The following is a 22,217-nucleotide window of genomic DNA, read 5'->3' as shown; positions in this document are numbered from 1 at the left end:
GCGCCTATTCGATCACCTTGGGGACGCCGAAAAAGCCGTGTTCGGCCGCCGGTGCATTCGCCAACACCTTGTCGCGCACGCCGCCGCCTGTCAGCGGGTCGGCATCGATCTCGTCGTCGCGCAGTCGCTGGGCCATGGGCATGACGGCGGTCATCGGCTCGACACCGGAGGTATCGACCTCGCCCAGCTGCTCCACCCATTCGAGGATGTTGTTGAGTTCTGGCACCATGCGCTGCAGCTCCGCATCACCCATCTCGATCCGGGCGAGGCTGGCGATCTTCGCGACCTGTTCCTTCGTTACGGACATGGCGTGCCTCAGTTCTGCGGTGCGGGTCCGGCCGCGCCTTCCGCGCCCGGGCCTGCGCCCTGCTGCGCCTGCATCACCTGCTGCAATGCCTGCAGGCGGCGCTCGAAGTCCTGGCGGCTCATGAAGTCGACGACCCGGATCTCGAAGGTCAGGTCGGCATCGGCGGGAATGGTGGAGCCGGCCGGCGGTTCGCTGCCATAGGCCTCGTCCGCCGGGATTTCGAAGACGTATTCGCCGCCCTTCTGGACCTGGCGCAGACCCTTCAGGAAGCCGGGGATCGCCGCACCTTCCTCGATCGGGAACGGGACGCCGTCGGGGAAGACGCCCTGCACCGGAGCAGCCTGTCCTTCGTTCTGGTCGAACACCGTGCCGTCGGCCAGCTTGCCGGTATATTCCACGAAGACCACATCGCCATCGCTGGCGACCGGGCCGCTGCCTGCCTCCACGGTGCGGACGGACGTCGTTTGCGGAACGGCCGCCCAGGCCACGCCGACGCCGATCAGGGCGGCGACGATCACGCCCAGCCACAGCTTCGTCAAAGAGCCCTTGGCGACAGGCTTGAGGGGGACACGGGTAATCTCGGTCATGTGGCGGGTATCCTGAGGGTTCGACCTGATAGCAAGAAGGCGCGGAATCGCTTCCACGCCCTCTTGGCTGTTCACGCTGTCTGCTTCAAGCGGCCATTCATCGCCAGCCTGCCCGAAGCCACCGGAATCTTACTTGATCCCGTCGCGCTCCATACGCTTGCGCTCCAGCTTGCGGGCGCGGCGAACGGCAGCAGCCTTTTCACGGGCGCGCTTCTCGCTCGGCTTTTCATAGTGGCGACGCAGCTTCATTTCGCGATAGACGCCTTCCCGCTGCAGCTTCTTCTTGAGCGCGCGGAGAGCCTGATCGACATTGTTATCGCGAACCATGATCTGCATTTAAATCAAAACCTTCCAAGCCATCGGCCAGAGCCCGCGTGCAGCGCGGGATTTGCCGCAAATTCAAATAGAAAAGCGCCGAATCCGCGTACGGACCGGCACACAACACGGCGCTCTATACCCAAAACAGGGTGCGGGGGCAAGGGTGCAGGAATTTCGGCCTAGAGACCTCAGCCTCCCTTCCCGCTGGCATGTGGCGCGAAATTCCATGGCCAGCAGGCCGCACAGACGTTAAGGGCCGTTGCACAAATGTCGACCCTTCCCACCCTTGCCGCAACCCTGCACGTCGCCCTTGGCGGGGCGGCGGGTGCTGTCCTTCGTTACATGACGGGGCGCTGGATGACCGGCGCGCTCGGTCCGCAGGCGATGGGCGTGTTCCCGTGGGCGACGCTGGCGGTGAACGCCGCCGGCAGCGTGGCGATGGGCCTGCTTGCAGGCTGGCTGGCCCGCAGCGGGGCAGGCGCCGGCGGGACGAATGCCGAGAATTTGCGCCTTCTGCTGGGCGTTGGATTGCTGGGCGGCTTCACCACTTTCAGCGCTTTCAGCCTGGAAATGGTCCTGCTGATAGAGCGCGGACAGTTCGCTATTGCGGGGCTATATGCCGTTCTGTCCTTCTCGCTCGGCATCAGCGGCCTGCTGTTCGGGTTGACCGTGATGAGGGCCGTATCGTGACCAGCAAATCCTCCGACCAGGTCCGCCAGTTCACCGTTGGCGAAGACGATGACGGCATCCGTCTCGACCGTTGGTTCAAGCGCAACCTGCCGCAGGTCGGCTTCAACACCGTGTCGCGCTGGGCCCGCACCGGACAGGTCCGTGTTGATGGAGCGCGGGCGAAACCCGACGACCGCCTGACCGCCGGGCAAGTCCTGCGCGTCCCCCCGGGTGGCGAGGATACAGGCCGCAAGCCGCGCGAGAAACGCCCCCTCTCCGCCGCCGACATCGAGCAGGCTAAAGCGATGGTCATCCGTGAGACGAAGACCGCCATCGTCCTTAACAAGCCGCCCGGCCTGGCGACGCAGGGCGGCAGCAAGACGACGCGGCACGTGGACGGCCTGCTGGATGCCTTTGCGCCCGAAGACGACGACATCCGCCCCCGCCTGGTCCACCGGCTGGACAAGGATACCAGCGGCGTCCTGCTGATCGCCCGCACACCGGGTGCGGCGGCGAGTTATTCCAAGCGGTTTTCGGGCCGCAGCGCGAAGAAGGTCTACTGGGCTCTGGTCGTCGGCGTGCCGGAACTCAAAGAGGGCGAGATCGACGCGCCACTGGCAAAGCAGCCGGGCACCGGCGGCGAGAAGATGCATGTGGACGAGGAAAACGGCCAGCCTGCCAAGACCCGGTACCGCGTCGTGGAGAAGGCCGGCAACAAGGCGTGCTGGGTCGAACTGGAACCGCTGACGGGCCGCACGCACCAGCTGCGCGTCCACATGGCGGCCATGGGCCATCCCATCGTGGGCGACGGCAAGTATGGCGGGCAGGATGCTTTCCTGACCGGCAGCGTCAGCCGCAAGATGCATCTCCATGCGCGCCGCCTGATCATTTCCGAGCCGGGACAGGGCAGCGGCGGACAGAAGGGCGGACGCGGCGGAAAGCTGGATGTGACGGCCGACCTGCCGGAACATTTTGCCGCCACGATGGAGCAGCTGGGCTTCGACATCGCGCTGAGCGATGCAGCCCCTCTGCGCGAAGACATCACGGAACGCACCCCGGCAGAGAAGAAGCAGGCCGCCAAGGCCCATGCCAAGCAGTACCGCAAGAGCCAGCGCGGCGAACGCCGTGCCCGCAGAACCGGCAAGGATACGGGCAAAGCGGCACCCCAGCGAAAACTCGGCAAGAAGAGCGGCGGCAGACCGGCGAAAGCGGGCGGCAAGCCCGGCGCGGGTCCGAAAGGTCGCAAGCGGTGAGCAGCGATGCGCCCGTCCGCCTCGCCGTGTTCGATTGCGACGGTACACTGGTCGACGGGCAGGCCCCTGTCTGCGATGCGATGGAAACCGCCTTCGGAGCCGCCGGAATCGCCCCGCCTTCCCGCCAGAGCATCCGCCAGATCGTCGGGCTGAGCCTGCCCCATGCCGTGCGCCATCTTGCGCCCAGCCTGGCCGAGAGCAAAGTCGCGGACATCGTCGAAAGCTACAAGACGTCTTTCCGCGAAGCGCGCGAACGCGGCGAAGTGGCGGAGCCGCTTTTTGCAGGCATCGCCGAACTGGTGGAGCGGCTCAGGGCCGAGGGCTGGAGCCTGGCGGTCGCGACCGGCAAGTCCCGGCGCGGTCTGAAGCACTGTCTTCAGACGCACGGCCTGACAGACAGCTTCGACAGCCTGCAGACCGCAGACGGGCATCCGTCCAAGCCCGATCCCACCATGCTGCGCACGGCCATGGAGGAAACGCTTGCCGAGTCGGAAAACACGGTAATGATCGGCGACACCCTCTATGACATGGAGATGGCCTGCGCGGCCGATGTACGGGCCATAGGCGTATCCTGGGGCTATCACGACACCGCCACTCTGCTGGACGCTGGCGCGTCGGACATCGCGGGGGACGCCGGTCAATTGTACCGACTGATTTGCGGAGCGGGGAAGTGACCGAGGACGAAGCCCGCCGCCGCCATTTCCAACTGACCGGCATCCGCGTGATCGCGGTCGTCATGGTGTTGCTCGGCGTCACGATCGTATCGGGGCGCCTGATCGACGAACCATTGATCGGGTATGCGCTGGTGGTCCTCGGCGCTGCCGAATTCTTCGCCCTGCCGTGGGTCCTGACGCGTCAGTGGAAGAAAATGGATTCATGAAGCGTTTCTGGCGCGAAACGGATGTGCTGCGGGCCGGAGGCGGCTGGCAGGTCACGCTCGACGGGCGAGCCGTCAAGACGCAGGCCCTGAAGCCGCAGATCGTCCCCAGCCGGGCGCTGGCAGAAGCAATGGCAGCGGAATGGTCCGCACAGGGTGAGGAAATCGACCCTCGCAGTTTCCCCCTTCGCGATCTGACGGATTACTCGATCGACCGCGTGGCGAGCGGAGAGGAAGATGCCGTCTCGAAATCGCTGGCTTTCGCCGAGACAGATACGCTCTGCTATCGCGCCGCACCGGGCGAAGCGCTGGCCCGGCGGCAGGATACAATCTGGGAACCGTTGGTCACGGCGCTTGAATCGAGAGAAAATATCGCATTCGAACGCGTGGCCGGCATCGTCCATGCCCGCCAGCCTGATGCGACGATGGCGGCGCTGCGCCGCCGGCTCGATGAACTGGACCCATTTACGCTAGCCGCCACCCTCACGCTCGCCTCGCTGGCCGCATCGCTGTGCGTGGCGCTGACTGCTCTGGAGGACGGGGCCGATCCGGCCGCGCTGTGGCATGCAGCCAATCTTGAAGAAGACATGCAGGCGGAAATCTGGGGCCGCGATGCAGAGGCAGAGGCAGTGCGCGAGGAAAAGAAACAGGCGTTCCTGACCGCCTTCCGCTTCCTCGAACTCCTGAAGGCATAAGGGCGACAAGCCCCGCCCTGTTCGCAGGAACCGGTCCAGCTTACGTCAGCCGATCCAGTCCGCCACCTCTTGTGCCACCCGGTTCGCAGAACGGTTGAGCGCCGCCCCGGCGACAATGCCTTCCGGCTCCACATTCTGCTCCGTCGCGGTGAAGCGGCGGGTCTGCAGCGTGCCGTCCCGGGTCCGGCGCACTGCGTCGAAGGTAACGGTGACACTGCGGCCAGCGGCATCATATCCGAACTGGCGCAGCGTTCCGCGCAGCGTTTCGCCCGGGACAACGGAGGAATCGTCGCGCTCCATCACCAGCCTGCCCGAGCGTGCGCGCACGGTTTCCGCCAGCAGGCGGCGGAACAGCCGGGCAGGCCGCTCCACCCATTCCGCACCGGTCAGATAGGCGACGCTGGAGCCATCGACCTGCACGGGCACGCGGGTAACCGCGATGCGCTGCTCGGCATCGGGTTCCTCGATCAGGAGAGCGCTGGCCGCCTGCCCGCTGGGGCCGGGGCCCGCGGCAAGCGTGCTTTGCGGCGTCAGGGTCAGCAGCATTTCCGGCGCTTCCCCGCCAATGCTGATGCAGCCCGAGAGCGACAGGGCGGCGAGTCCCGCAAGAAGGGCGCGCGAGCCGCATACTGCCGAGCGCAAACCACGTTGCTGCTGCGTCTGGGTGGATGTCATGGTCACTCTCACGGTTCGTAATCCGGCAATTTGGGCGATCCGATGATGCTGGTCGCGCCTTCGCTTTCGATCCGTTCGGTCACCTGGCGCAGGGCGCGGCTGGTCGACTGGAGATCGCGCAAGGTGGCGTTGGCTGCCGGCAAGGTAGAGCTGTTGAGTTGCTCGATCGCGGGATTGGCCTGTTCCAGCGTGGACGACAGGCTGTCCGCTGCCGTTCTCGCGCTGCCAAGCGTCGTGCGCAGGTCCTGCGCCAGCGCGGTGCCTTCCTGCCCCAGCAGGCTGTCCGCCGAAGCCAGCGTATTCTCGAACTGGGCGAGCGCGCCTTCCGCCTCTCGCAGCGTGCCCTGCATCTGGCGCAGGGTGCGTTGCAGTTCCGGCGCGCTGTCGGCAAGGTTGTTGGACAGGCGGCTGGTATTGTCGACCAGGCCCATGATCCGGTCCTGGTTCTCCACCGCCAGCAACTGGTTCAGCCGCTCCACCGTAGTTTCCGTCTTGTCGAGGATGTCGGGCACGCTGGCCAGGATCGCTCCGATACCGCCTTCTCGGGCGATGATCTGCGGCGGTTCCTCGCTCTCTTCCGGGTTCAGGACATAGATCGCCGTAACCCCGGCATCGCGCGCTTCCTCACGCGTCAGGCGTTCGAGCTGGATGGTCGATACGCCCGTCAGGCTGGCCCTGAGCGTGGCCGCCGTGTCGGAGAAGATCCGCACGCTCTCGTTGATCTCGATCAGGACGCCCACACGGTCCCTGCGGTCGTCGGAGGCCGGTTCGAGATAGATGTCCCGTACCTGTCCCACAGGCACGCCGGCATAGGTCACGGTTGAGCCCCTGGCGAGACCCTCGACCGACTGTTCGAACAGGATTTCATATTCCTGCCGGCTGGTTTCGTTCAGCCGCGCGAGCCAGACGATCCCGGCAGCGAGCGCGGCGAGGAGCAGCAAGGTAACCGCCCCGACCCACAGATGATTTGCCCGCGTTTCCATCGTTCCCCGCTATGCCCGTCCCTCGCCGGTCTGGCAATTGTGCTGTTTCATGATGTTAGTCACGATTTCTCGTACCCGCCGGCAGCTGCCCGGCCACGCGGTCCGTTGAAATATTCCTGGATCCACGGATGGTCGAGCGCGATCAGATTGGGGATCGAGTCCACCGCGATCACTTTCTTGTCCGCCAGCACGGCGACCCGGTCGCATATGGCGTGCAGCGTATCAAGGTCGTGGGTGATGAGGAACACCGTCAGGCCAAGCGTATCGGCCAGTTCGCGCGTCAACCGGTCGAACTTTGCTGCACCGACGGGATCGAGGCCGGCCGTAGGCTCGTCCAGGAACAGGAGCTGCGGGTCGAGCGCCAGTGCCCGGGCAAGCCCGGCGCGTTTCTTCATCCCGCCGGACAGTTCGCTAGGATATTTGCTGGTGGCTTCTTCCGGCAGGCCCGACAGAAGCACCTTGTAGCGGGCGATCTGCTTGCGAAGTTCGGGCCGCAATTCGGGATAGAACTGCTTCAGAGGAACCTCGACATTCTCGCCCACCGTCAGCGTGCTGAACAGCGCCCCGCTCTGGAACAGGACGCCCCAGCGGCTGCGGATATCGATATCCTCGTCGTCCTCTGCGGCGGTGACATCCGTCCCCAGCACCTCGATCCGCCCGGCGCGCGGGGTCTGCAACCCGATTATCGAGCGCATAAGGACAGACTTGCCCGTGCCCGATCCCCCGACGACGCCAAGGATTTCACCGCGATTGACCTTCAGGTCCAGCTCGTCGTGGATGCGGAAGTCGCCGAACTGGTTCACCAGCCCTTCGACGACGATGGGATGTTCGCCCTGGTAAAGCTCGGGAATGACGTCGAGGGCGGCTTCGTCCATTTCCTCGATGCTGCGTTCGTCCGACATCACGCCCAGCCCAGCTCGGTGAAGAAGACGGCGAAGAACGCATCGAGCACGATGACTGCGAAGATCGCCTGCACCACCGCCTTGGTCGTGCGGGTGCCGACTTCTTCCGAATTCCCTTCGACCTGCATGCCCTGGTAACAGCCTGCCATCGCCACGATCAGGCCGAAGACCGGAGCCTTGATCAGCGCGACCCACAGATCGTAGGTCGGCACGACTTCCTGGATTCTCTCGAGGAAGGTGAAGAACGGGATGCCCAGCGTCACGGAGGAGATGGTCGCACCGCCCACGATCACCAGGACGATCGAGAAGAAGCCCAGCAGCAGCATCATGAACACGGCGGCCAGGATACGCGGGATCACCAGCGCTTCGACCGGATCGACCCCGATGGTGCGCATGGCGTCGATTTCTTCGGTCAGGTTCATTGTGCCGATCTGCGCGGCAAACGCGCTGCCCGAGCGGCCCGCGACCATAATGGCGGTCATCAGCACACCTAGCTCGCGGGTGGCGAGACGGCCCGTCAGGTTGATCGTCAGCGTTTCCGCCCCGAACTGGGCGAGCTGAGCGGCGCCCTGCTGGGCGACGACGATACCGATCAGGAAGCTCATCAGCCCGATGATGGGGAGCGAGGATACGCCCACCAGTTCCAGCTGGTGCACCACCGCTTTCGTGCGGAAACGGCTGGGGTGGCGAAGAATGTCTTTCATCGCGATAAGGACCACGCCAAGGAACCCGACGACCGACTTCGTGCCGGCCCACGCATTGCGCGTCTTGTCGCCCACTTCGACCAGCACCCGCTCCACCACCGGCAGGCGTTCTGGCGCCATGGGGGCGTCGCTGGCGGCGGAAGCCACCGTTTCGATGAGATTGCTTGCCTTGTCGCTGGGGCCGATGATTTCCGTTCCCAGCCGCTTGCACGCGCGGTGCACGGTCCAGGCACCGATCGTGTCCATATCGGTCACGCCCGACAGGTCGATGGAGGCGACGTCGCCTTCCAGAGCGCGGAACTGGCTGTCGATCAGGGCGATGGAGGAAATCGTCAGCGGGCCCGATACGGCCACGCGCTGCGCCCCGTCATCGCCCGTATCGACCTGAAGTTGTGCCCATTCCCGCATCTTCGGGAATCTATGCTTCCATTCTCTCGCTGCCACAAGGGGAATTGGCACAGAAAACCGTTGTGCTTGCACCCGTTATCGGGCGCTGGCAAAGCCGCGCCATCCAATTCCGGTTCCGGTCCCGACAGCGAGCATCAGCGAGCCCGACACACATGACATCATCCCTGCCCACCACGTTCGATCCCGCGTCCATCGAGGCGCGCTGGTATTCCCATTGGGAAGAAAACGGCCTCTTCCGCCCGGACCGCCCGGACGCGGAACCCTATACGATCGTCAATCCTCCGCCGAACGTAACCGGCTCGCTCCATATCGGCCATGCGCTCGATAATACGTTGCAGGACATCGTGATCCGTTACGAACGGATGCGGGGCAAGGACGCGCTGTGGGTCGTGGGGACCGACCATGCCGGCATCGCCACGCAAATGGTGGTCGAGCGCCAGCTGGAGGCCAAAGGGGACAAGCGCACGAATTACAGCCGCGAAGACTTCGTGAAGAAAGTCTGGGAATGGAAGGAGGAAAGCGGCGGCACGATCACGCGCCAGCTGCGCCGCCTGGGCTGTTCGATGGACTGGTCGCGCGAACAGTTCACCATGGACGAGCACTTCTCGAACGCGGTGCTGAAGACCTTCGTCGATCTCTATAATGACGGGCTCATCTACCGCGACAAGCGGCTGGTGAACTGGGACCCCAAGCTGAAGACCGCGATATCCGACCTGGAAGTCGAGACGCAGACGATTGCCGGCAGTTTCTGGCACTTGCGCTATCCGCTGGAAGACGGCGTCACGCTGGCAGATGGGCGCGATTACATAGAGGTCGCGACCACTCGGCCCGAGACGATGCTGGCCGACATGGCGGTGGCCGTGCATCCGACAGACGAACGCTATGCCAGCGTGGTGGGCAAGCACGTGATCCTGCCCATTACCGGCCGCCGCGTGCCCATCGTGGCGGACGAACACGCCGATCCCGAACTCGGCAGCGGCGCGGTGAAGATCACGCCGGGGCACGATTTCAACGATTTCGAGGTCGGCAAGCGCGCCGGTATCGCGCCTGCCGACATGCTGAACATGCTCGATAGCGAGGCCAATGTCTGCCAGACCGCCGACGGTCTGGTGCCGGACGAATTCATCGGCCTGCACCGTTTCCGCGCCGAGAAAATTGCCGGCGAAGGCGCCAATAGTGAGGGGGGCGCCCGCGAACTGGTGGTCAAGCGCCTGAAGGAAAGCGGCCACCTCATCCCGCACAAGGCGAAGACGAAGAAGGGCGAAGACGTCGAACTCGACGCCGAGCCGCGCCAGATCGCGACGCCCTTCGGCGACCGCGGCGGCGTGGTGATCGAACCCTGGCTGACCGACCAGTGGTATGTCGATGCCGCGAAGCTCGCTGAGAAACCGATCGCGCAGGTGAAATCGGACGAGGTCGAGATCGTCCCCAAGACTTGGGAGAAGACGTTCTTCAACTGGATGGAGAACATCCAGCCGTGGTGCGTCAGCCGCCAGCTTTGGTGGGGGCACCGGATCCCGGCCTGGTATGGCGACGATGGCGAAGTTTATGTCGCGTTGTCCGAAGCCGACGCGCAGGCTCAGGCCGGCGAAGGCGTCGCTCTTACGCAGGACTCCGACGTGCTCGACACGTGGTTCTCCAGCGCGCTGTGGCCCTCCGCCACGCTCGGCTGGCCGGAGAAGACCGCGCTTGCCGAAAAGCACTATCCCAACAGCCTGCTCGTCTCCGGCTTCGACATCCTGTTCTTCTGGGATGCCCGCATGATGATGATGGGCAATTACAACACCGGGCAGGCACCATGGCCGCGCCTCTACCTGCATGGACTGGTGCGTGCGGCAGACGGCTCGAAGATGAGCAAGTCCAAGGGCAATGTCGTCGACCCGCTGGGCCTGATCGACCAGTATGGTGCCGACGCGCTGCGCTTCTTCATGGCGGCGATGGAAAGCCAGGGCCGCGACATCAAGATGGATGACAAGCGGGTCGAGGGCTACCGCAACTTCGCGACGAAATTGTGGAACGCCACCCGCTTCTGCCAGTCCAACGGCATCGGTGCGAGCGACACGCTGGAGGCTCCGCAGGCCCGGCTTGCCGCCAACCAGTGGATCATCGGTGAGGTTTCCGAAACCGTCCGCAAGCTGGACGAGGCCATGGCGGACCTGCGCTTCGATGCCGCTGCCAACACGATCTACCACTTCGTATGGGACCGGTTCTGCGACTGGTACCTGGAACTGATCAAGCCCGTGTTCGCAGAAGGTGCAAGCGAAGATGCAGCCACCGAAACGCGCGCCGTCGCCGGTTGGGCGCTGGACCAGATCCTGGTCATGCTGCACCCCTTCATGCCCTTTATCACCGAAGAGCTGTGGTCGAAACAGGGCGAGGTCAACGGCCGCGACCGCGCAGATTATCCGCTGATTACCGCCAAGTGGCCCGAGCCGAACGCCAGCGTCAGCAAACAGGCGACCGATGCCATCGACTGGGTGATCGACCTGACCACGGCCGTTCGCAGCGCGAAGAACGAACTGGGCATTTCGCCGGGCACGAAACTGCCCGCCTTCATCGACAATCCTACCGAAACTGCGGCAGGCGTGCTGGAGCGCAGCAGCGCCGCCATCGAACGGCTGGCCCGCCTGGTGCCCGTCACCGCCGGCCCCGCCCCCGACGGTCCGGCCATGCAGGTGACCGCCGGCAGCGATGTCCTGACCGTACCGTTGGAAGGCGTCATCGACATCGACGCGGAAAAGGCCCGCATCGCCAAGGCGCTGGAAGCGAGCGAAAAGGAAGTTGCCAGCCTCGACAAGCGGCTGGGCAATCCAAACTTCGTCGACCGCGCGAAACCGGAGGCGGTCGAGAAAGCGCGCGCCGACCATGCCCATCACGCGGGCGAGGTCCAGCGCCTGACCGCCGCACTGGCGCGGCTGGGGTGAGATGCCGCAGCTAGTCCTTGCCACCGACGATGATGGCAGGCCGGAAATCTTCGCCAGCGTGCAGGGCGAAGGGCCCAGCGCAGGCATGCCTGTCGCGTTCATGCGCCTGTCGCGCTGCAACCTCGCCTGCAAATGGTGCGACACGGCCTATACCTGGCATTTCGAAGGCGACGGGAGGCCGCACCGCGATGGCAGGGTGTTCGATCGGAAGGCCAACCAGCGGACGCTGGCCATCGCAGAGGTGGCCGAACGGATCATGGCACTCGGTCAGAAACGACTGGTCGTTACCGGCGGCGAACCGTTGCTGCAGGCCCCGGCACTGGCCGGGCTGGCCGAATCGCTGCCGGACATGACGTTCGAGATCGAAACGAACGGCACGATCGCCGCCCCTGCCCGGCTCGACATCCATATCGACCAGTACAATGTTAGCCCCAAGCTGGCCCATTCCGGCAACCCGGCTGAACTTGCCCTGATTGCCGAGCGGCTGGATGCCTATGCGCTGGACCCGCGCGCTTTCTTCAAGTTCGTGATCGCGCAGCCGGACGACCTGGTCGAGGTGGCAGCCCTCCAGCGTGCCCATGCCATTCCGCCGGGACGCATCTTCCTGATGCCGGAAGGCACGGACAGCCGCACCCTGCGCGAGCGGGAAGAATGGCTCGTGCCGCTATGCCTGAAGCACGGATACCGGCTGAGCGATCGACTGCACATTCACCTGTTCGGCGACACACGCGGCACTTAGTTTATCTGTCGAACCGACCTCCGTCGGTTCGTCCTCGATGCCGTTTCGACGCTTCGCGCCGAGCATCTCGGGGCGGGCGGTCGCCCTCGCGGCGCGCTGGTCGCACGTCGGAACAGAGCGTTGGTCCGATGGCCTGCAATCATTCGGGGCAGCAAGGGCCCGCAAGCTCGACCGCGCGTCCACAGCGATGTGCCCGTTAGGGCGCATGAGCGAGGAAGCAAGGGGCACGGACGTGCCCGCCCGCAGGGTCAAGACAAGGTCAACTTCCCTGCGAACGCCAGCGATTGACGACGCGGCGCACGGCCTCTTCGCCCTCGCCCCGGTCGCGCCAGAGCTCGACGAAGCTGGGATCTTCCGAAGCGGGTCGCTTGGATTCCTCCAGATTGTCGAAAGCCACGCGGATCGGAATCGCAACGCCTTCACCGCAGATGATGCATTCGCGGTTGCGGAGCGCCGGAATGGAATCGAGGAAACCACGCGCGCCTTCCGGCATGGCGGCTTTCACGAAGGCCTGGTCCCGGTCGTTGTTCAGACGCATCGAGATGATCGTGCCGCACTGCGACAGGACCCCTTCGGCAAGGTCGGAGGGACGCTGGGTAATGAGGCCCAGCGAGATTCCGTATTTCCGGCCCTCCTTCGCGATGCGCGACAGGATGTTGCCGACACTGGAGCCATCGGCATTGGCCTCGTTCGGCACGTAACGATGGGCTTCCTCGCACACCAGCAGGATGGGCCGGGTCTGTTCCTCGCGGCCCCAGATGGCGAAGTCGAACACCAGCCGGCTGAGCACCGCGACCACGGTCGAGGTGATGTCGGACGGAACGCCTGAAACGTCGATGATCGCGATCGGCTTGCCATCGCCGGGCATGCGGAAAATCCTGGAAATGAATTCGGCCATCGTGTCGCCGACCAGCATGCCGGAGAACATGAACTGGTAACGCGGATCGCTTTTAAGTTCGTCCAGCTTGGTCCGCAGGCGCATGAATGGCGCGGTGTCGGTGGCCTTGTCCAGCTTGCCCATTTCGTCCGCGATCGCGGCTGAGAGATCGGACAGGAGATAGGGGATCGGCGAATCGACGGTAATCTTGCCCATCTGTTCGGCCAGGCGGTTCTTGTACCGCGCCTTCAGCAGGCATTTCGCCAAGATATCGGCATCGACCTGTCGTTCGTTGCCCTGGCTCGTCAGGAGCACTTCGCAGTGTTCCTCGAAATTCAGCAGCCAGTACGGCATCTGCAGGTTCGACACGTCGAGGATGACGCCCGTATTCTTGAACGCAGCGGAATATTCGCCGTGCGGGTCGATCATCAGGACATGACCTTGCGGCGCGGCTTCGCAGATGCGGTGCAGGATCAGCGCGGCACTGGTCGACTTGCCGGTACCGGTCGACCCGAGCAGAGCGAAGTGCTTGCCCAGCATGGCGTCGATATAGATGCCCGCGCGAATGTCCTTGGTCGGATAGACCGTGCCGATCTGGATGTTGGAACGGCCATCGCTGGCGTAGATCTGGCGAAGATCGGCGGTCGTCGCGGGATAGATCAGCGCGCCCGGGACGGGATACCGCGTGACGCCGCGCCGGAACGAATGGATGCGGCCGGTCAGCTTCTCCTCCAGCCCTTCGCCCAGGAAATCGATGTTGGCGAGGACGCCGCCGCCCTGCCGCCGGTCCTGTCGCTGGTTGCGGACGCTGGCCAGCAGCCAGCTGTTACCGACGCGGATCTTGATCTGGCTGCCGACCTGTCCGGCCAGCGCGATGGACGGATCGTCGTCCGCCATGCATTCGTTGAGCCGCTGGAGATCGAGCGCGATCTGCGAGCCGGAACCGGCAATTTCCAGAACGACACCGATCGGCTGCATCGCATTGCCGGGAGAAGGTGCAGCTTCCCCGCCAGAATGTGCGGCCGTGTCGTCGCTTGCGAACTCGTGTCTGGCCATGTCCGTCATCTTTGCGCCCCGTAGTAATGTGCAGGACGAGCTATGACGTTCAGGGTTAAGATTGCGTCAACGAAGGCAATCCGGCCCTAGCTGTTCGAGAACAGTCGCCCGGCCAGCCAGCCCATTCCGACCGACAGGAAGATGGCCACCAGACCGTAGAAGAAAGGCTGAGCCTGGGAGAATGTCTCGACCAGCCGCTCGAAGCCGACCTTGCGAACCTCTACCCGGGCGACCGCCGAGGCAACGACGCGGCCGTCGGTCACTGCGAAGGTTTCCGCGGTATAGATGCCGGTCTGCACGCTCGAGGGCAGGTCGATCCTCGCCTGGTAAAGCACGCCCTCGCGCACCTCGACGCCGCCGCTGTCCTGGCTGAACAGGCCCTGCCGCGTGCGCAGGTCGACCAGCCCGTCGCGGAAACGCATCTGTTCTGCCGGGTCGATGACGCCGGTAGGCGAAAGCTGGATGAAGTCCGTTCCGAATTCGAAGATGGCGGCCGTTCGCTCGTCCACGATGGAACCGATGGGCGACGAGGATGCCACTGCGAAATAGCTCGGTGCGGAGCGGAATGCGGTGTCCTCCGCATTGATCCAGATACCGCCGATCTGCTCTTTCTCGCGCACCCGGATGGGGAAGGACGGCCCTTTCAGGACGACCACGATATCGTAATCGCGTGCCGCCCGCATGCCGGAAGGGTCGAGCACCGCGCCGAACAGCAGCAATTCGGTCCCGGTGAACCCCTGCCGTACCTGTACCTCGTCCTGCGACACTTCGGGGACCAGGATCGGGTCGCGCTGCGCCGAGGCAGGGGCGGCGAAGGCAAGAACCGCGAGTATGATCGCCAGCAAGCGCATTATAGCGGCACCACGGAATAGATCTCGTCCGGCTGCACGCCCAGCCCGTAGAGCATCCGCAGCGCAACGAGCAGCACGATGGTCGACAGGACGACGCGCAGCAGGTCCGGTTTCAGGCGAAAGGCGATGCGCGTCCCGAACTGCGCGCCCAGCACCGATCCCAGCAGCAGCAATGCGGCCAGCACCAGGTCGACCGCCTTGGTCGTCAGCGCGTGGATCATGGTGGTGGCGATGGTTACGAACAGGATGTTGTAGAGGCTGGTGCCCACGACGACCTGCCCGCTCATCCCCAGAATGTAGAGCATGGCAGGGACCAGCATGAAACCGCCTCCCACACCCATCAGCATTGTCAGGATGCCGATGAGCGTCCCGAGGATAAGCGGCGCTAGTGGCGAGATGTACAGGCCCGAGCGATAGAACCGCCAGCGATAGGGCAAGGCTGCAACCAGCGGGTGGTGGCGGCGGCGGCGGGCGACAGGCTTCTGCCCCTGCCTTCTGGCGACGATCGATTCGAGCGATTCCCGCAGCATCAGCCCGCCGATCGTGCCAAGCATGAGGACGTAGAGCACGTTGATGACGACATCGATCTGTCCGACCGACTGGAAGAAGCGGAACAGGAGCGCGCCGAAGACCGCGCCCAGGATACCGCCCCCGACAAGGACCGCGCCCATCCGGTAATCCACTCCGTCATGCCGCGCATGGGCAAGAACGCCCGAAACGCTGGCGCCGGTGACCTGTGTGGCGGCGGAGGCCGCGGCGACCGTTGGCGGGATGCCGTAGAAGATCAGCAGCGGCGTCGTCAGGAAGCCTCCGCCAACACCGAACAGGCCCGACAATATCCCCGTCAGCGCGCCAAGCGCGACGATGACAATGCCGTCGACCGAGAGATTGGCGATAGGGAGGTAGACATCCATGAGCTCAGCGACGTGACTAGCTTAGCCATGATGCGGTGGGAAGCGTTCACGCCTTCGTATCCGGGTAATTCGTTCGGCATTCCTGCCCGACCAGCCGTCGATCAGAAGCTGGTCGCAAGCGTGACCGCGAGACCTGAACCCGGCTCTGCATCCCCTGCCACCCGTACCCTGTAGTCCAGCGAAAGGCTGGCAGGCACGGGAGCGCTATCGAGCGTTATCGTCGCGGAAGGACCGACGTCGAGCCGCGCCGCCCCTTTCTGGGCGCCTCCCCATGCGCCTGCACCGATCCTCACTTCGCCGGCGCTGACCTTCCCCAGGTCGAAACGAGCGACCGAACGATCGACCCTTGCCTGTCCATCGGCGAACGGCGTTGCGAAGTCGCCTCCGACATACCCACCCTGGGCATAGAGCGTGGCCTTCATCTTCCCCGGTAGCCTGATGGGCGCAATCTGGGTGGTCAGGAAGACCGCGGGACGGATTTCCGTGCTTCTTGCGCGAACAGTCGTGCGGATTTCGGCATGTGCCCTCAAGGGCAATCGCGCGGCGGGCTTCGCACTCAGCCCGGCGGCCAATTCGGTCTCGCCTTCGGCGAAAAGCGCACGAGTCGCGCGAAGGAAAGCGGCGGGTTCATGGTCACTGGCAGAGGCTAGTCTGTAACGCAGGACGGCCCCCACCTGGCTGGCGCCGTAGCTGGGACGCGGACCGGCTATTGTCGTCTCGCTCGCCGAATTTCCGCGCCACAGGGCCCATCCGTCCAGGCTCCAGCGCTTCCGCGTTGCAGCCGACCGAAGATCTGCGGCAGGAATCCACGCGCGTGCTTCTTTCCGGCTCGCCAGCATGCCCAGCAGGTCCGTAGTCGAAGGAATCCGGGAAAGCCCGGCTGCAAACAGGATCTGATGGTTCGCGGATGCCGCGAGCAACGCGTTGCTCAGCCCGCCTCGATCCGCTTCGGCCACGTAATCACTGTCAGAACCGGCCAATCCATCCGCTTGCCAACCCCCCAACACGTCTCCTGCCGTCGCGAAACGGAAAGGCTCAGCGGCGCTTTCGGCAAAGACTTCAACTTTTCTCGCGGAAGTGGAAACAGGGGATTTCGCCGCGATCAGGTCCGGAAGGTCCAGGCCGCGCACAGGCAGGTCGGGCAAGGAGACAGGGAACGGGGACTGCCAGAGAGACGCCCTCACGGCAGTCCACAGACACAGCAGGACCGCCAGCGCCATCAATGGACGACCGCTGCGCGCCGAGGCCGCAGTCCTCATGCTGCGCCTCGTGCGAAGCGGCCTTCGTCATCCATGCTGGGGTGCCCGGCATGGTCCGTCTTGTCCCACACGACCCCTGCGCCGCGAAGAGCGCGCCAGTATGCAAAACATGCCCGCCGGCCTGCCATGATCGCGATGATATTTGATAAAGGAATGCGGCCCACCGCCCTCATCCCTTCCAGCACACCATATTCGCGCGCGGTAAACGCGAACCGGAACACCGCACGCCACGCAAGCGCCGCCGCGTTTACCAGCAGGAGCCATCGCAGCACCGGGGTCAGTTGCAACGGCTCTCCATAACCGGCCCATGCCGCCATCTGGCCTGCCGCTACCAGGATCAAAAGGAGATATGCCAGCGCGGTCACGAAAGCCGTCATCGGCCCCCGGCGATCCCGAACGCGCATCCAGATCTCCGACGGGGAACGTCCCCAGCCCGTGCGGTCCCAGCCATGCAGGGCGATACCGTTGACCCACCGCGTCTTCTGCCGAACGGCGGCCAAGAGGTTGGCGGGAAAGCAGGCGCGCGTGGCAACGAGGTGACCACTCGCCGAACGTACGCGCAGGAAACGGCATTCGGCCCCCAACTCGTGCAGGGTCAGACCGAGTTCGTAATCCTCCGTCAGGCTGTCCGCTGCAAACGGTAGGCTATTTCCGCGCTGCGCCGCCAGTCGGCCAAGCCATTTGCGGTCAATCCCGCATCCCACGCCTGCCGAGGGAATGGACGCCCCGAGAGCATCGCGGACAGGCATCGATTTGGCATGTGCCTCGGCAAATTCCTCGCAATAATGACTGCCGATCCAGCGGGAGACGGGTTGCGGCGCGGGCAGCACGGGCAGTTGCACGAAATCCGCGCCGCCCATCGCAGCCTGGATAAGAGGAAGCGCGGCCCGGTCCACCATGTCTTCGGCATCGTGCAGGATGATGCACGCCGCCGGGGCAGCGCCGCGCCTCTCGTCATCCAGCAGCGCGCGGTACAGGCGGTTGAGACACGATGCCTTCGTGCTGGGGCCCGGCTCTTCCGTCAGCACGAGCCGAACTCGCGGATCGCGCCCGGCGGCCTGCGACGCCGCGGCCAGCGTATCGGGATCGTTGGGATAGCAACCGACGTAAATTCTCAGCGAGGGATGAGGCCAGACAGCCAGCATGTGCCGGATGGTCAGGCCGATGACGTCTGCCTCCGCCCAGGCGGGAATGAAGACTGCGGCACCGCGAGCCGCGTCGGACGATTTTTCGAAACCGTGGGAAAGTCGCGGCGTATCGAGTTTCCCCGTCGCCTTTTTCCATAGCCAGAGGAGGTCGACCGCCCATTCGTCGATCGCTCCGGCAAGGAACATCAGACCCGTGAACAGCAGCAACTCGTGCTGCACCAGCACGAGCCATTGCCCGGCCGTGTAGCCGGCAAGTTCCATAGTGCGACCCCCTTTATATCCCGCAACGACGCTAACCAGACGAGGTCGCCCTTGCAACGCCGGTAACTTTGCGGAAAAGGCAGCAACGATGTTGAGACCGATCCGCAAACCTATCGCCCGTGCCTTCGCACCCGTCCGCGCACTGTTCGTCAGCGACGCCTCTGCGGGTGTTCTCCTGATCCTGGTCGCGGCGGCAGCCATGCTGGTGGCGAATTCCCCGCTGGCCGGGGCCTATGAACAGCTTTTCTACGGCAAGCTGTCCTGGACGCCGATCCCGAAGCTCGACGATCTGCACCTGTGGATCAATGACGGCCTGATGGCGATTTTCTTCTTCGTCGTCGGGCTGGAGGTGAAGCGCGAGCTGATCTGCGGACAGCTGGCTTCGCCCGAACAGCGGCGCCTGCCGATCATGGCGGCTGCGGCCGGCATGGCCGTGCCGGCACTGGTCTATGTCGGTTTGATCGGCGGCGACGCGCAGCTCCTGCGCGGCTGGGCCATTCCGGCAGCAACGGACATCGCGTTTGCAATGGGCGTCCTCGGCCTCCTGGGAAGCAGGGTGCCGGCCTCGCTTCGCCTGTTCCTGCTGACGGTCGCAATCGTCGACGACATCGGCGCGGTTCTGGTCATCGCCGCCTTCTACACCGCCAATATCAAGGTAATGTGGCTGGCCATCTCGGTGGTCGTTTTCGGGGTAATGGTCGCCATGAACCGCTTCGGCGTCAGCCGGATGTGGCCCTTCGTTCTCGTCTCGCTCGTTCTCTGGGTGGCCGTCCTGTTCTCGGGCGTTCACGCGACCATCGCGGGCGTTGTCGCCGCTCTGACCATTCCCATGCGCGACAAGACCGGGCATTCCATGCTGGAGAAGATGGAGCACGGCCTCGCCCCCTGGAGCGCCTATCTCGTCGTTCCGATCTTCGGTTTCGCCAATGCAGGCGTGAACCTGTCTGGCATGGGCATGGAGGAAATCCTCGCCCCGCTACCCATCGCGATTGCCGCTGGCCTTTTCCTGGGCAAGCAGATCGGCATTTTCGGCATCATCTTTGCAGCGGTGAAGCTGAAGATCGCCAAGGCGCCGGAGGGTGCGAACTGGGTGGAAATCTGGGGTATCACCATCCTGTGCGGCATCGGTTTCACCATGTCGCTGTTCATCAGCGGCCTGGCGTTCGACGGGAACAGGACGTTCATCGACGAGGCGAAGATCGGCATTCTTGGCGGATCGATCATCTCCGCCATCGTGGGCTATACCGTCCTGCGCCTGACCACGACGCATCCCGAAGAGCCGACCGAGTTCGTCGAACCGTAGGCGACAAACCCCGGAGCGAATGCCGCGATACGGTCGGTCTTACCAGCTGCCGGTGTTTTCCATGCTGGACCACGGCTCCTGGGGATCCAGGTAGCCTTCCTGCAGCAGTTCGATGGAAATCCCGTCGGGCGAGCGGACGAAGGCCATGTGCCCGTCGCGCGGCGGACGGTTGATCGTGACGCCCGCATCCATCAGGCGCTGGCAGGTCTCGTAGATATTCTCCACCCGGTAGGCGAGATGGCCGAAATTGCGGCCACCGTCATAGACCTCGGGCTCGCTTCCGTCTTCCGGCGGCCAGTTATAGGTCAGCTCCAGTTCCGCCACGCCCTCCTGCCCCGGGGCAGCCATGAAGATCAGCGTGTAGCGTCCGCCCTCGCTATCGGAACGGCGGGTTTCTTCCAGGCCGATCAGCCGGAAGAATTGGACCGCGGCATCGGGATCGGCGACGCGGATCATGGTGTGGAGAAATCTGGCCATGGAAGCGCCATAAAGAAGGGGCGGCCCCTTTCACAAGAGACCGCCCATCCGGAAAGTATCGCTGGCTTCGTTTAGAAGCTGGCGCTCAGCGTGACGACGAAAGCGTCGTCGACGAAATCATACGCACCTGCCGGAATGTCGCCTTCCGCGCCGACATAGGCTGCGCCCACCGTCAGCGGGGTGCCCGCAATCGCGGCTTCGGCCCCGATCGACCAGTCGAACGCTTTCCCGTCATTGGTGAAGGTCAGGAAACCATCGGTATAGCCAAGATGGCCGGTCAGTGTGATCGGCGTGTTCGGGATTCCCACGCCCACATCGCCATAGATGTAGAAATTGTCGTCGCCGCCGAGCGAATCCTGCTCGGGCGCATAGGCGATGCCGACAGTCGTTTCGGCAGGGCCGAGCGTGTAGCCGAGCGAGCCGTAGACCTCGATGTAATCGAAATCGCCCGGGCCGGCGTCGGGATAGAGGTAACCGATCACACCGACATCCGCGGCAAGGCCGTCGGTCAGGTTGCCCGACCATCCACCATAGACGTCGAGTTCGGTGCTGCCGTAGCCGACCGTCTGCTCGTCGAGGCTGGATGCCCACGTACCGACATAGAAGCCGCTGTCATGGGCGACATCGACGCCGCCCTGGATCGCCAGTTCGCCGCCGGAAAGGTCGACGCCGCGGAACCGGTATTCGCTGGTCAGCGCGACATTTGCCGAGACGGACAGACCGCTGCTGCTGCCTTCATCGACCTCTTCGGCCGGATTGACGACGGACTGCGCCATCGAAGGCGCGGCGAGAAAAAGAGTTGCCGCGATTGCGGACGATGCGGAAAAACCGCGAATGGACGTAAGCATGACTCGCTCCTGGAGCTTGGGGTTGTGCTTCGTCCCACCTGCGTACGAGCGGCCACGCGGTTTATTAGTGCGTGATTCTCACTCGAGACGTTGCTTTTGTGCACAGGTTTGCTGCGCCGCACAAGATTTCGGTGCACAGCTTTTCTCCTCGCTGGCGAACCGTTGCTTTTTTGTGACAGCTGCGTTGTTCAGGCTCTGCACAGCGTTTGCGCTCTAGGTCGCCAATGCCTATCAGCGCCCGTGACCGCGCTGGCATCGAAATTCATGATCAAACCTCTCAAAGCCCTATTCCGCCCCCGCGAACGCGCGAAGGGTGCCAGTGTCCCCGAAGGGACGCGCTGGTACGCCATCGGTGACATCCATGGCTGCAACGACCTGTTCGAAGCGCTCGCCGAAGCCATCGAGGAAGACGACAAGGCGAGCGGACCTGCCGAAACCACCGTCGTCCTGCTGGGCGACCTGGTCGATCGCGGACCCGACAGCCGCAAGGTCATAGAGGGCGCACGCCAGTGGCAGAAATCACGCAATGTCCGCATACTGGCCGGCAATCACGAGGAAATGTTCCTTGAGAGTTTCGAAGACAAGGCTGTCCTGCGCCATTTCCTAAAACATGGCGGACGCGAGACGATCCTGAGCTACGGTATTCCGAAGAAGGAATATAACGACGCCTCGATCTCCAGTCTGCAGAAGCGGCTGCACGAACTGGTCCCCAAGAAGCATCGCAAATTCATGCAGGGCTTCGAGGAATTCGTGGTCGCGGGCGACTTTGCGTTCGTGCATGCCGGCATTACGCCCGGCGTCCCGCTGGAAGAGCAGAAGCGGCGCGACCTGCTGTGGATCAGGGAACGTTTCCTTGCCCATGACGCACCGCATCCGCACATCATTGTCCACGGCCATACCATTTTCGAGGATGTGGACGAGCGTCCCAACCGGATCGGGATCGATACGGGCGCCTTCCGGTTCGGACGTCTTACCGCTGTCGTCCTGGAGGGCGAAACGCGGCGTTATATCCAGGCAGTCGAACAGGATGGCGAGATTTCCATCGAGCACCGCGACACGCTAACTTAACATCCGCGTGCCAATGGGCCGCGTCATGATCAATCGAAAGACTTCCAGCAAGGGACCCCGGCAATGAAGATCGCTATGGTGGGCAGCGGCTATGTCGGTCTGGTATCGGGCGCA

Annotated in this window: 23 protein-coding genes; 9 read left to right on the top strand and 14 right to left on the bottom strand. The window is 64.0% G+C overall.

Annotation, left to right across the window (positions count from 1 at the left end):
• Window positions 1-4: 4 nt before the first annotated feature.
• The 3 genes from gatC to rpsU all read right to left on the bottom strand — a co-directional run bounded on the left by gatC (window position 5) and on the right by rpsU (window position 1,230).
• Window positions 5-307 (bottom strand): Asp-tRNA(Asn)/Glu-tRNA(Gln) amidotransferase subunit GatC, encoded by a 303-nt coding sequence (gene gatC, locus ACGHJ7_RS04535; RefSeq protein ID WP_390474845.1) that lies wholly within the window; start codon window positions 305-307, stop codon window positions 5-7.
• An 8-nt stretch (window positions 308-315) separates the two neighbouring features.
• Window positions 316-894 carry an FKBP-type peptidyl-prolyl cis-trans isomerase gene (locus ACGHJ7_RS04530; RefSeq protein WP_390474844.1) on the bottom strand — a complete coding sequence of 193 codons (579 nt, stop codon included), beginning with the start codon at window positions 892-894 and terminating at the stop codon, window positions 316-318.
• A gap of 129 nt (window positions 895-1,023) precedes the next feature.
• Entirely contained in the window at window positions 1,024-1,230 is a 207-nt protein-coding gene (rpsU, locus tag ACGHJ7_RS04525; RefSeq protein ID WP_006834591.1) for a 30S ribosomal protein S21, read from the bottom strand.
• A 249-nt stretch (window positions 1,231-1,479) separates the two neighbouring features.
• Here rpsU and ACGHJ7_RS04520 point away from each other — a divergent pair, with 249 nt between their 5' ends.
• Genes ACGHJ7_RS04520 through ACGHJ7_RS04500 form a run of 5 tightly spaced genes read left to right on the top strand, consistent with a single transcriptional unit; the run spans window position 1,480 to window position 4,706 of the window.
• A complete protein-coding gene (locus tag ACGHJ7_RS04520; RefSeq protein ID WP_390474842.1) occupies window positions 1,480-1,902 on the top strand; it encodes a CrcB family protein in 423 nt (140 codons plus the stop codon).
• The gene (locus tag ACGHJ7_RS04515; RefSeq protein WP_390475196.1) at window positions 1,896-3,134 is read left to right on the top strand and encodes an RluA family pseudouridine synthase; all 1,239 of its coding nucleotides are present in this window, start codon (window positions 1,896-1,898) and stop codon (window positions 3,132-3,134) included. Before ACGHJ7_RS04520 ends, ACGHJ7_RS04515 begins: the two co-directional genes overlap by 7 nt.
• Window positions 3,131-3,808 (top strand): HAD-IA family hydrolase, encoded by a 678-nt coding sequence (locus ACGHJ7_RS04510; protein ID WP_390474841.1) that lies wholly within the window; start codon window positions 3,131-3,133, stop codon window positions 3,806-3,808. Before ACGHJ7_RS04515 ends, ACGHJ7_RS04510 begins: the two co-directional genes overlap by 4 nt.
• Window positions 3,805-4,014, top strand: a complete 210-nt coding sequence (locus tag ACGHJ7_RS04505) for a hypothetical protein (protein ID WP_390474839.1) — start codon at window positions 3,805-3,807, stop codon at window positions 4,012-4,014. The genes ACGHJ7_RS04510 and ACGHJ7_RS04505 overlap by 4 nt, the downstream gene beginning before the upstream one ends.
• Window positions 4,011-4,706, top strand: coding sequence for an ATP12 family chaperone protein (locus tag ACGHJ7_RS04500; protein WP_390474837.1), 696 nt, complete (start codon window positions 4,011-4,013; stop codon window positions 4,704-4,706). Before ACGHJ7_RS04505 ends, ACGHJ7_RS04500 begins: the two co-directional genes overlap by 4 nt.
• Window positions 4,707-4,751: 45 nt before the next feature.
• Here the strand turns inward: ACGHJ7_RS04500 and ACGHJ7_RS04495 are convergent, their stop codons facing one another.
• Genes ACGHJ7_RS04495 through ACGHJ7_RS04480 form a run of 4 tightly spaced genes read right to left on the bottom strand, consistent with a single transcriptional unit; the run spans window position 4,752 to window position 8,378 of the window.
• Window positions 4,752-5,381, bottom strand: coding sequence for an ABC-type transport auxiliary lipoprotein family protein (locus ACGHJ7_RS04495; protein WP_390475194.1), 630 nt, complete (start codon window positions 5,379-5,381; stop codon window positions 4,752-4,754).
• 8 nt (window positions 5,382-5,389) lie between these two features.
• Entirely contained in the window at window positions 5,390-6,364 is a 975-nt protein-coding gene (locus ACGHJ7_RS04490) for an MlaD family protein (protein ID WP_390474835.1), read from the bottom strand.
• 59 nt (window positions 6,365-6,423) lie between these two features.
• Window positions 6,424-7,239 carry an ABC transporter ATP-binding protein gene (locus tag ACGHJ7_RS04485; protein ID WP_390475192.1) on the bottom strand — a complete coding sequence of 272 codons (816 nt, stop codon included), beginning with the start codon at window positions 7,237-7,239 and terminating at the stop codon, window positions 6,424-6,426.
• 26 nt (window positions 7,240-7,265) lie between these two features.
• Window positions 7,266-8,378: an MlaE family lipid ABC transporter permease subunit gene (locus tag ACGHJ7_RS04480; RefSeq protein ID WP_390474833.1), complete on the bottom strand. Its 1,113-nt coding sequence runs from the start codon at window positions 8,376-8,378 to the stop codon at window positions 7,266-7,268.
• 152 nt (window positions 8,379-8,530) lie between these two features.
• On the opposite strand from ACGHJ7_RS04480, the gene ACGHJ7_RS04475 reads away from it, so the two are divergent.
• Together ACGHJ7_RS04475 and ACGHJ7_RS04470 are read left to right on the top strand one after the other, a co-directional pair.
• Window positions 8,531-11,302, top strand: a complete 2,772-nt coding sequence (locus ACGHJ7_RS04475) for a valine--tRNA ligase (protein ID WP_390474831.1) — start codon at window positions 8,531-8,533, stop codon at window positions 11,300-11,302.
• Between the two features lies 1 nt (window position 11,303).
• Window positions 11,304-12,041: a 7-carboxy-7-deazaguanine synthase QueE gene (locus tag ACGHJ7_RS04470; protein ID WP_390474829.1), complete on the top strand. Its 738-nt coding sequence runs from the start codon at window positions 11,304-11,306 to the stop codon at window positions 12,039-12,041.
• A 259-nt stretch (window positions 12,042-12,300) separates the two neighbouring features.
• On the opposite strand, the gene ACGHJ7_RS04465 is transcribed toward ACGHJ7_RS04470, so the two are convergent.
• From ACGHJ7_RS04465 to ACGHJ7_RS04445, 5 genes are all read right to left on the bottom strand, one after another.
• Window positions 12,301-13,983, bottom strand: coding sequence for an ATP-binding protein (locus ACGHJ7_RS04465; RefSeq protein WP_390474827.1), 1,683 nt, complete (start codon window positions 13,981-13,983; stop codon window positions 12,301-12,303).
• Window positions 13,984-14,060: 77 nt separating this feature from the next.
• A complete protein-coding gene (locus ACGHJ7_RS04460) occupies window positions 14,061-14,825 on the bottom strand; it encodes a TIGR02186 family protein (RefSeq protein ID WP_390474825.1) in 765 nt (254 codons plus the stop codon).
• Complete coding sequence (locus ACGHJ7_RS04455) at window positions 14,825-15,739, bottom strand: sulfite exporter TauE/SafE family protein (RefSeq protein ID WP_390474823.1); 915 nt, start codon at window positions 15,737-15,739, stop codon at window positions 14,825-14,827. Before ACGHJ7_RS04455 ends, ACGHJ7_RS04460 begins: the two co-directional genes overlap by 1 nt.
• Window positions 15,740-15,840: 101 nt before the next feature.
• Window positions 15,841-16,743 (bottom strand): hypothetical protein, encoded by a 903-nt coding sequence (locus ACGHJ7_RS04450; RefSeq protein ID WP_390474820.1) that lies wholly within the window; start codon window positions 16,741-16,743, stop codon window positions 15,841-15,843.
• A gap of 251 nt (window positions 16,744-16,994) precedes the next feature.
• Entirely contained in the window at window positions 16,995-18,407 is a 1,413-nt protein-coding gene (locus ACGHJ7_RS04445; protein WP_390474818.1) for a glycosyl transferase family protein, read from the bottom strand.
• Between the two features lie 88 nt (window positions 18,408-18,495).
• Here ACGHJ7_RS04445 and nhaA point away from each other — a divergent pair, with 88 nt between their 5' ends.
• On the top strand, window positions 18,496-19,710 hold the full coding sequence (nhaA, locus tag ACGHJ7_RS04440) for a Na+/H+ antiporter NhaA (protein ID WP_390474816.1): 1,215 nt from the start codon (window positions 18,496-18,498) through the stop codon (window positions 19,708-19,710).
• Between the two features lie 39 nt (window positions 19,711-19,749).
• On the opposite strand, the gene ACGHJ7_RS04435 is transcribed toward nhaA, so the two are convergent.
• Together ACGHJ7_RS04435 and ACGHJ7_RS04430 are read right to left on the bottom strand one after the other, a co-directional pair.
• Window positions 19,750-20,187, bottom strand: coding sequence for a VOC family protein (locus ACGHJ7_RS04435; RefSeq protein WP_390474814.1), 438 nt, complete (start codon window positions 20,185-20,187; stop codon window positions 19,750-19,752).
• Window positions 20,188-20,258: 71 nt separating this feature from the next.
• The gene (locus tag ACGHJ7_RS04430; protein WP_390474813.1) at window positions 20,259-21,035 is read right to left on the bottom strand and encodes a TorF family putative porin; all 777 of its coding nucleotides are present in this window, start codon (window positions 21,033-21,035) and stop codon (window positions 20,259-20,261) included.
• Window positions 21,036-21,299: 264 nt separating this feature from the next.
• Here ACGHJ7_RS04430 and ACGHJ7_RS04425 point away from each other — a divergent pair, with 264 nt between their 5' ends.
• On the top strand, window positions 21,300-22,103 hold the full coding sequence (locus ACGHJ7_RS04425; protein WP_390474811.1) for a metallophosphoesterase family protein: 804 nt from the start codon (window positions 21,300-21,302) through the stop codon (window positions 22,101-22,103).
• Window positions 22,104-22,217 lie beyond the last annotated feature (114 nt).

The organism is Altererythrobacter sp. MTPC7 (genome assembly GCF_042851395.1).
Lineage (GTDB): Bacteria > Pseudomonadota > Alphaproteobacteria > Sphingomonadales > Sphingomonadaceae > CAJXSN01.
This window is presented reverse-complemented; position numbering and strand designations above follow the sequence as displayed.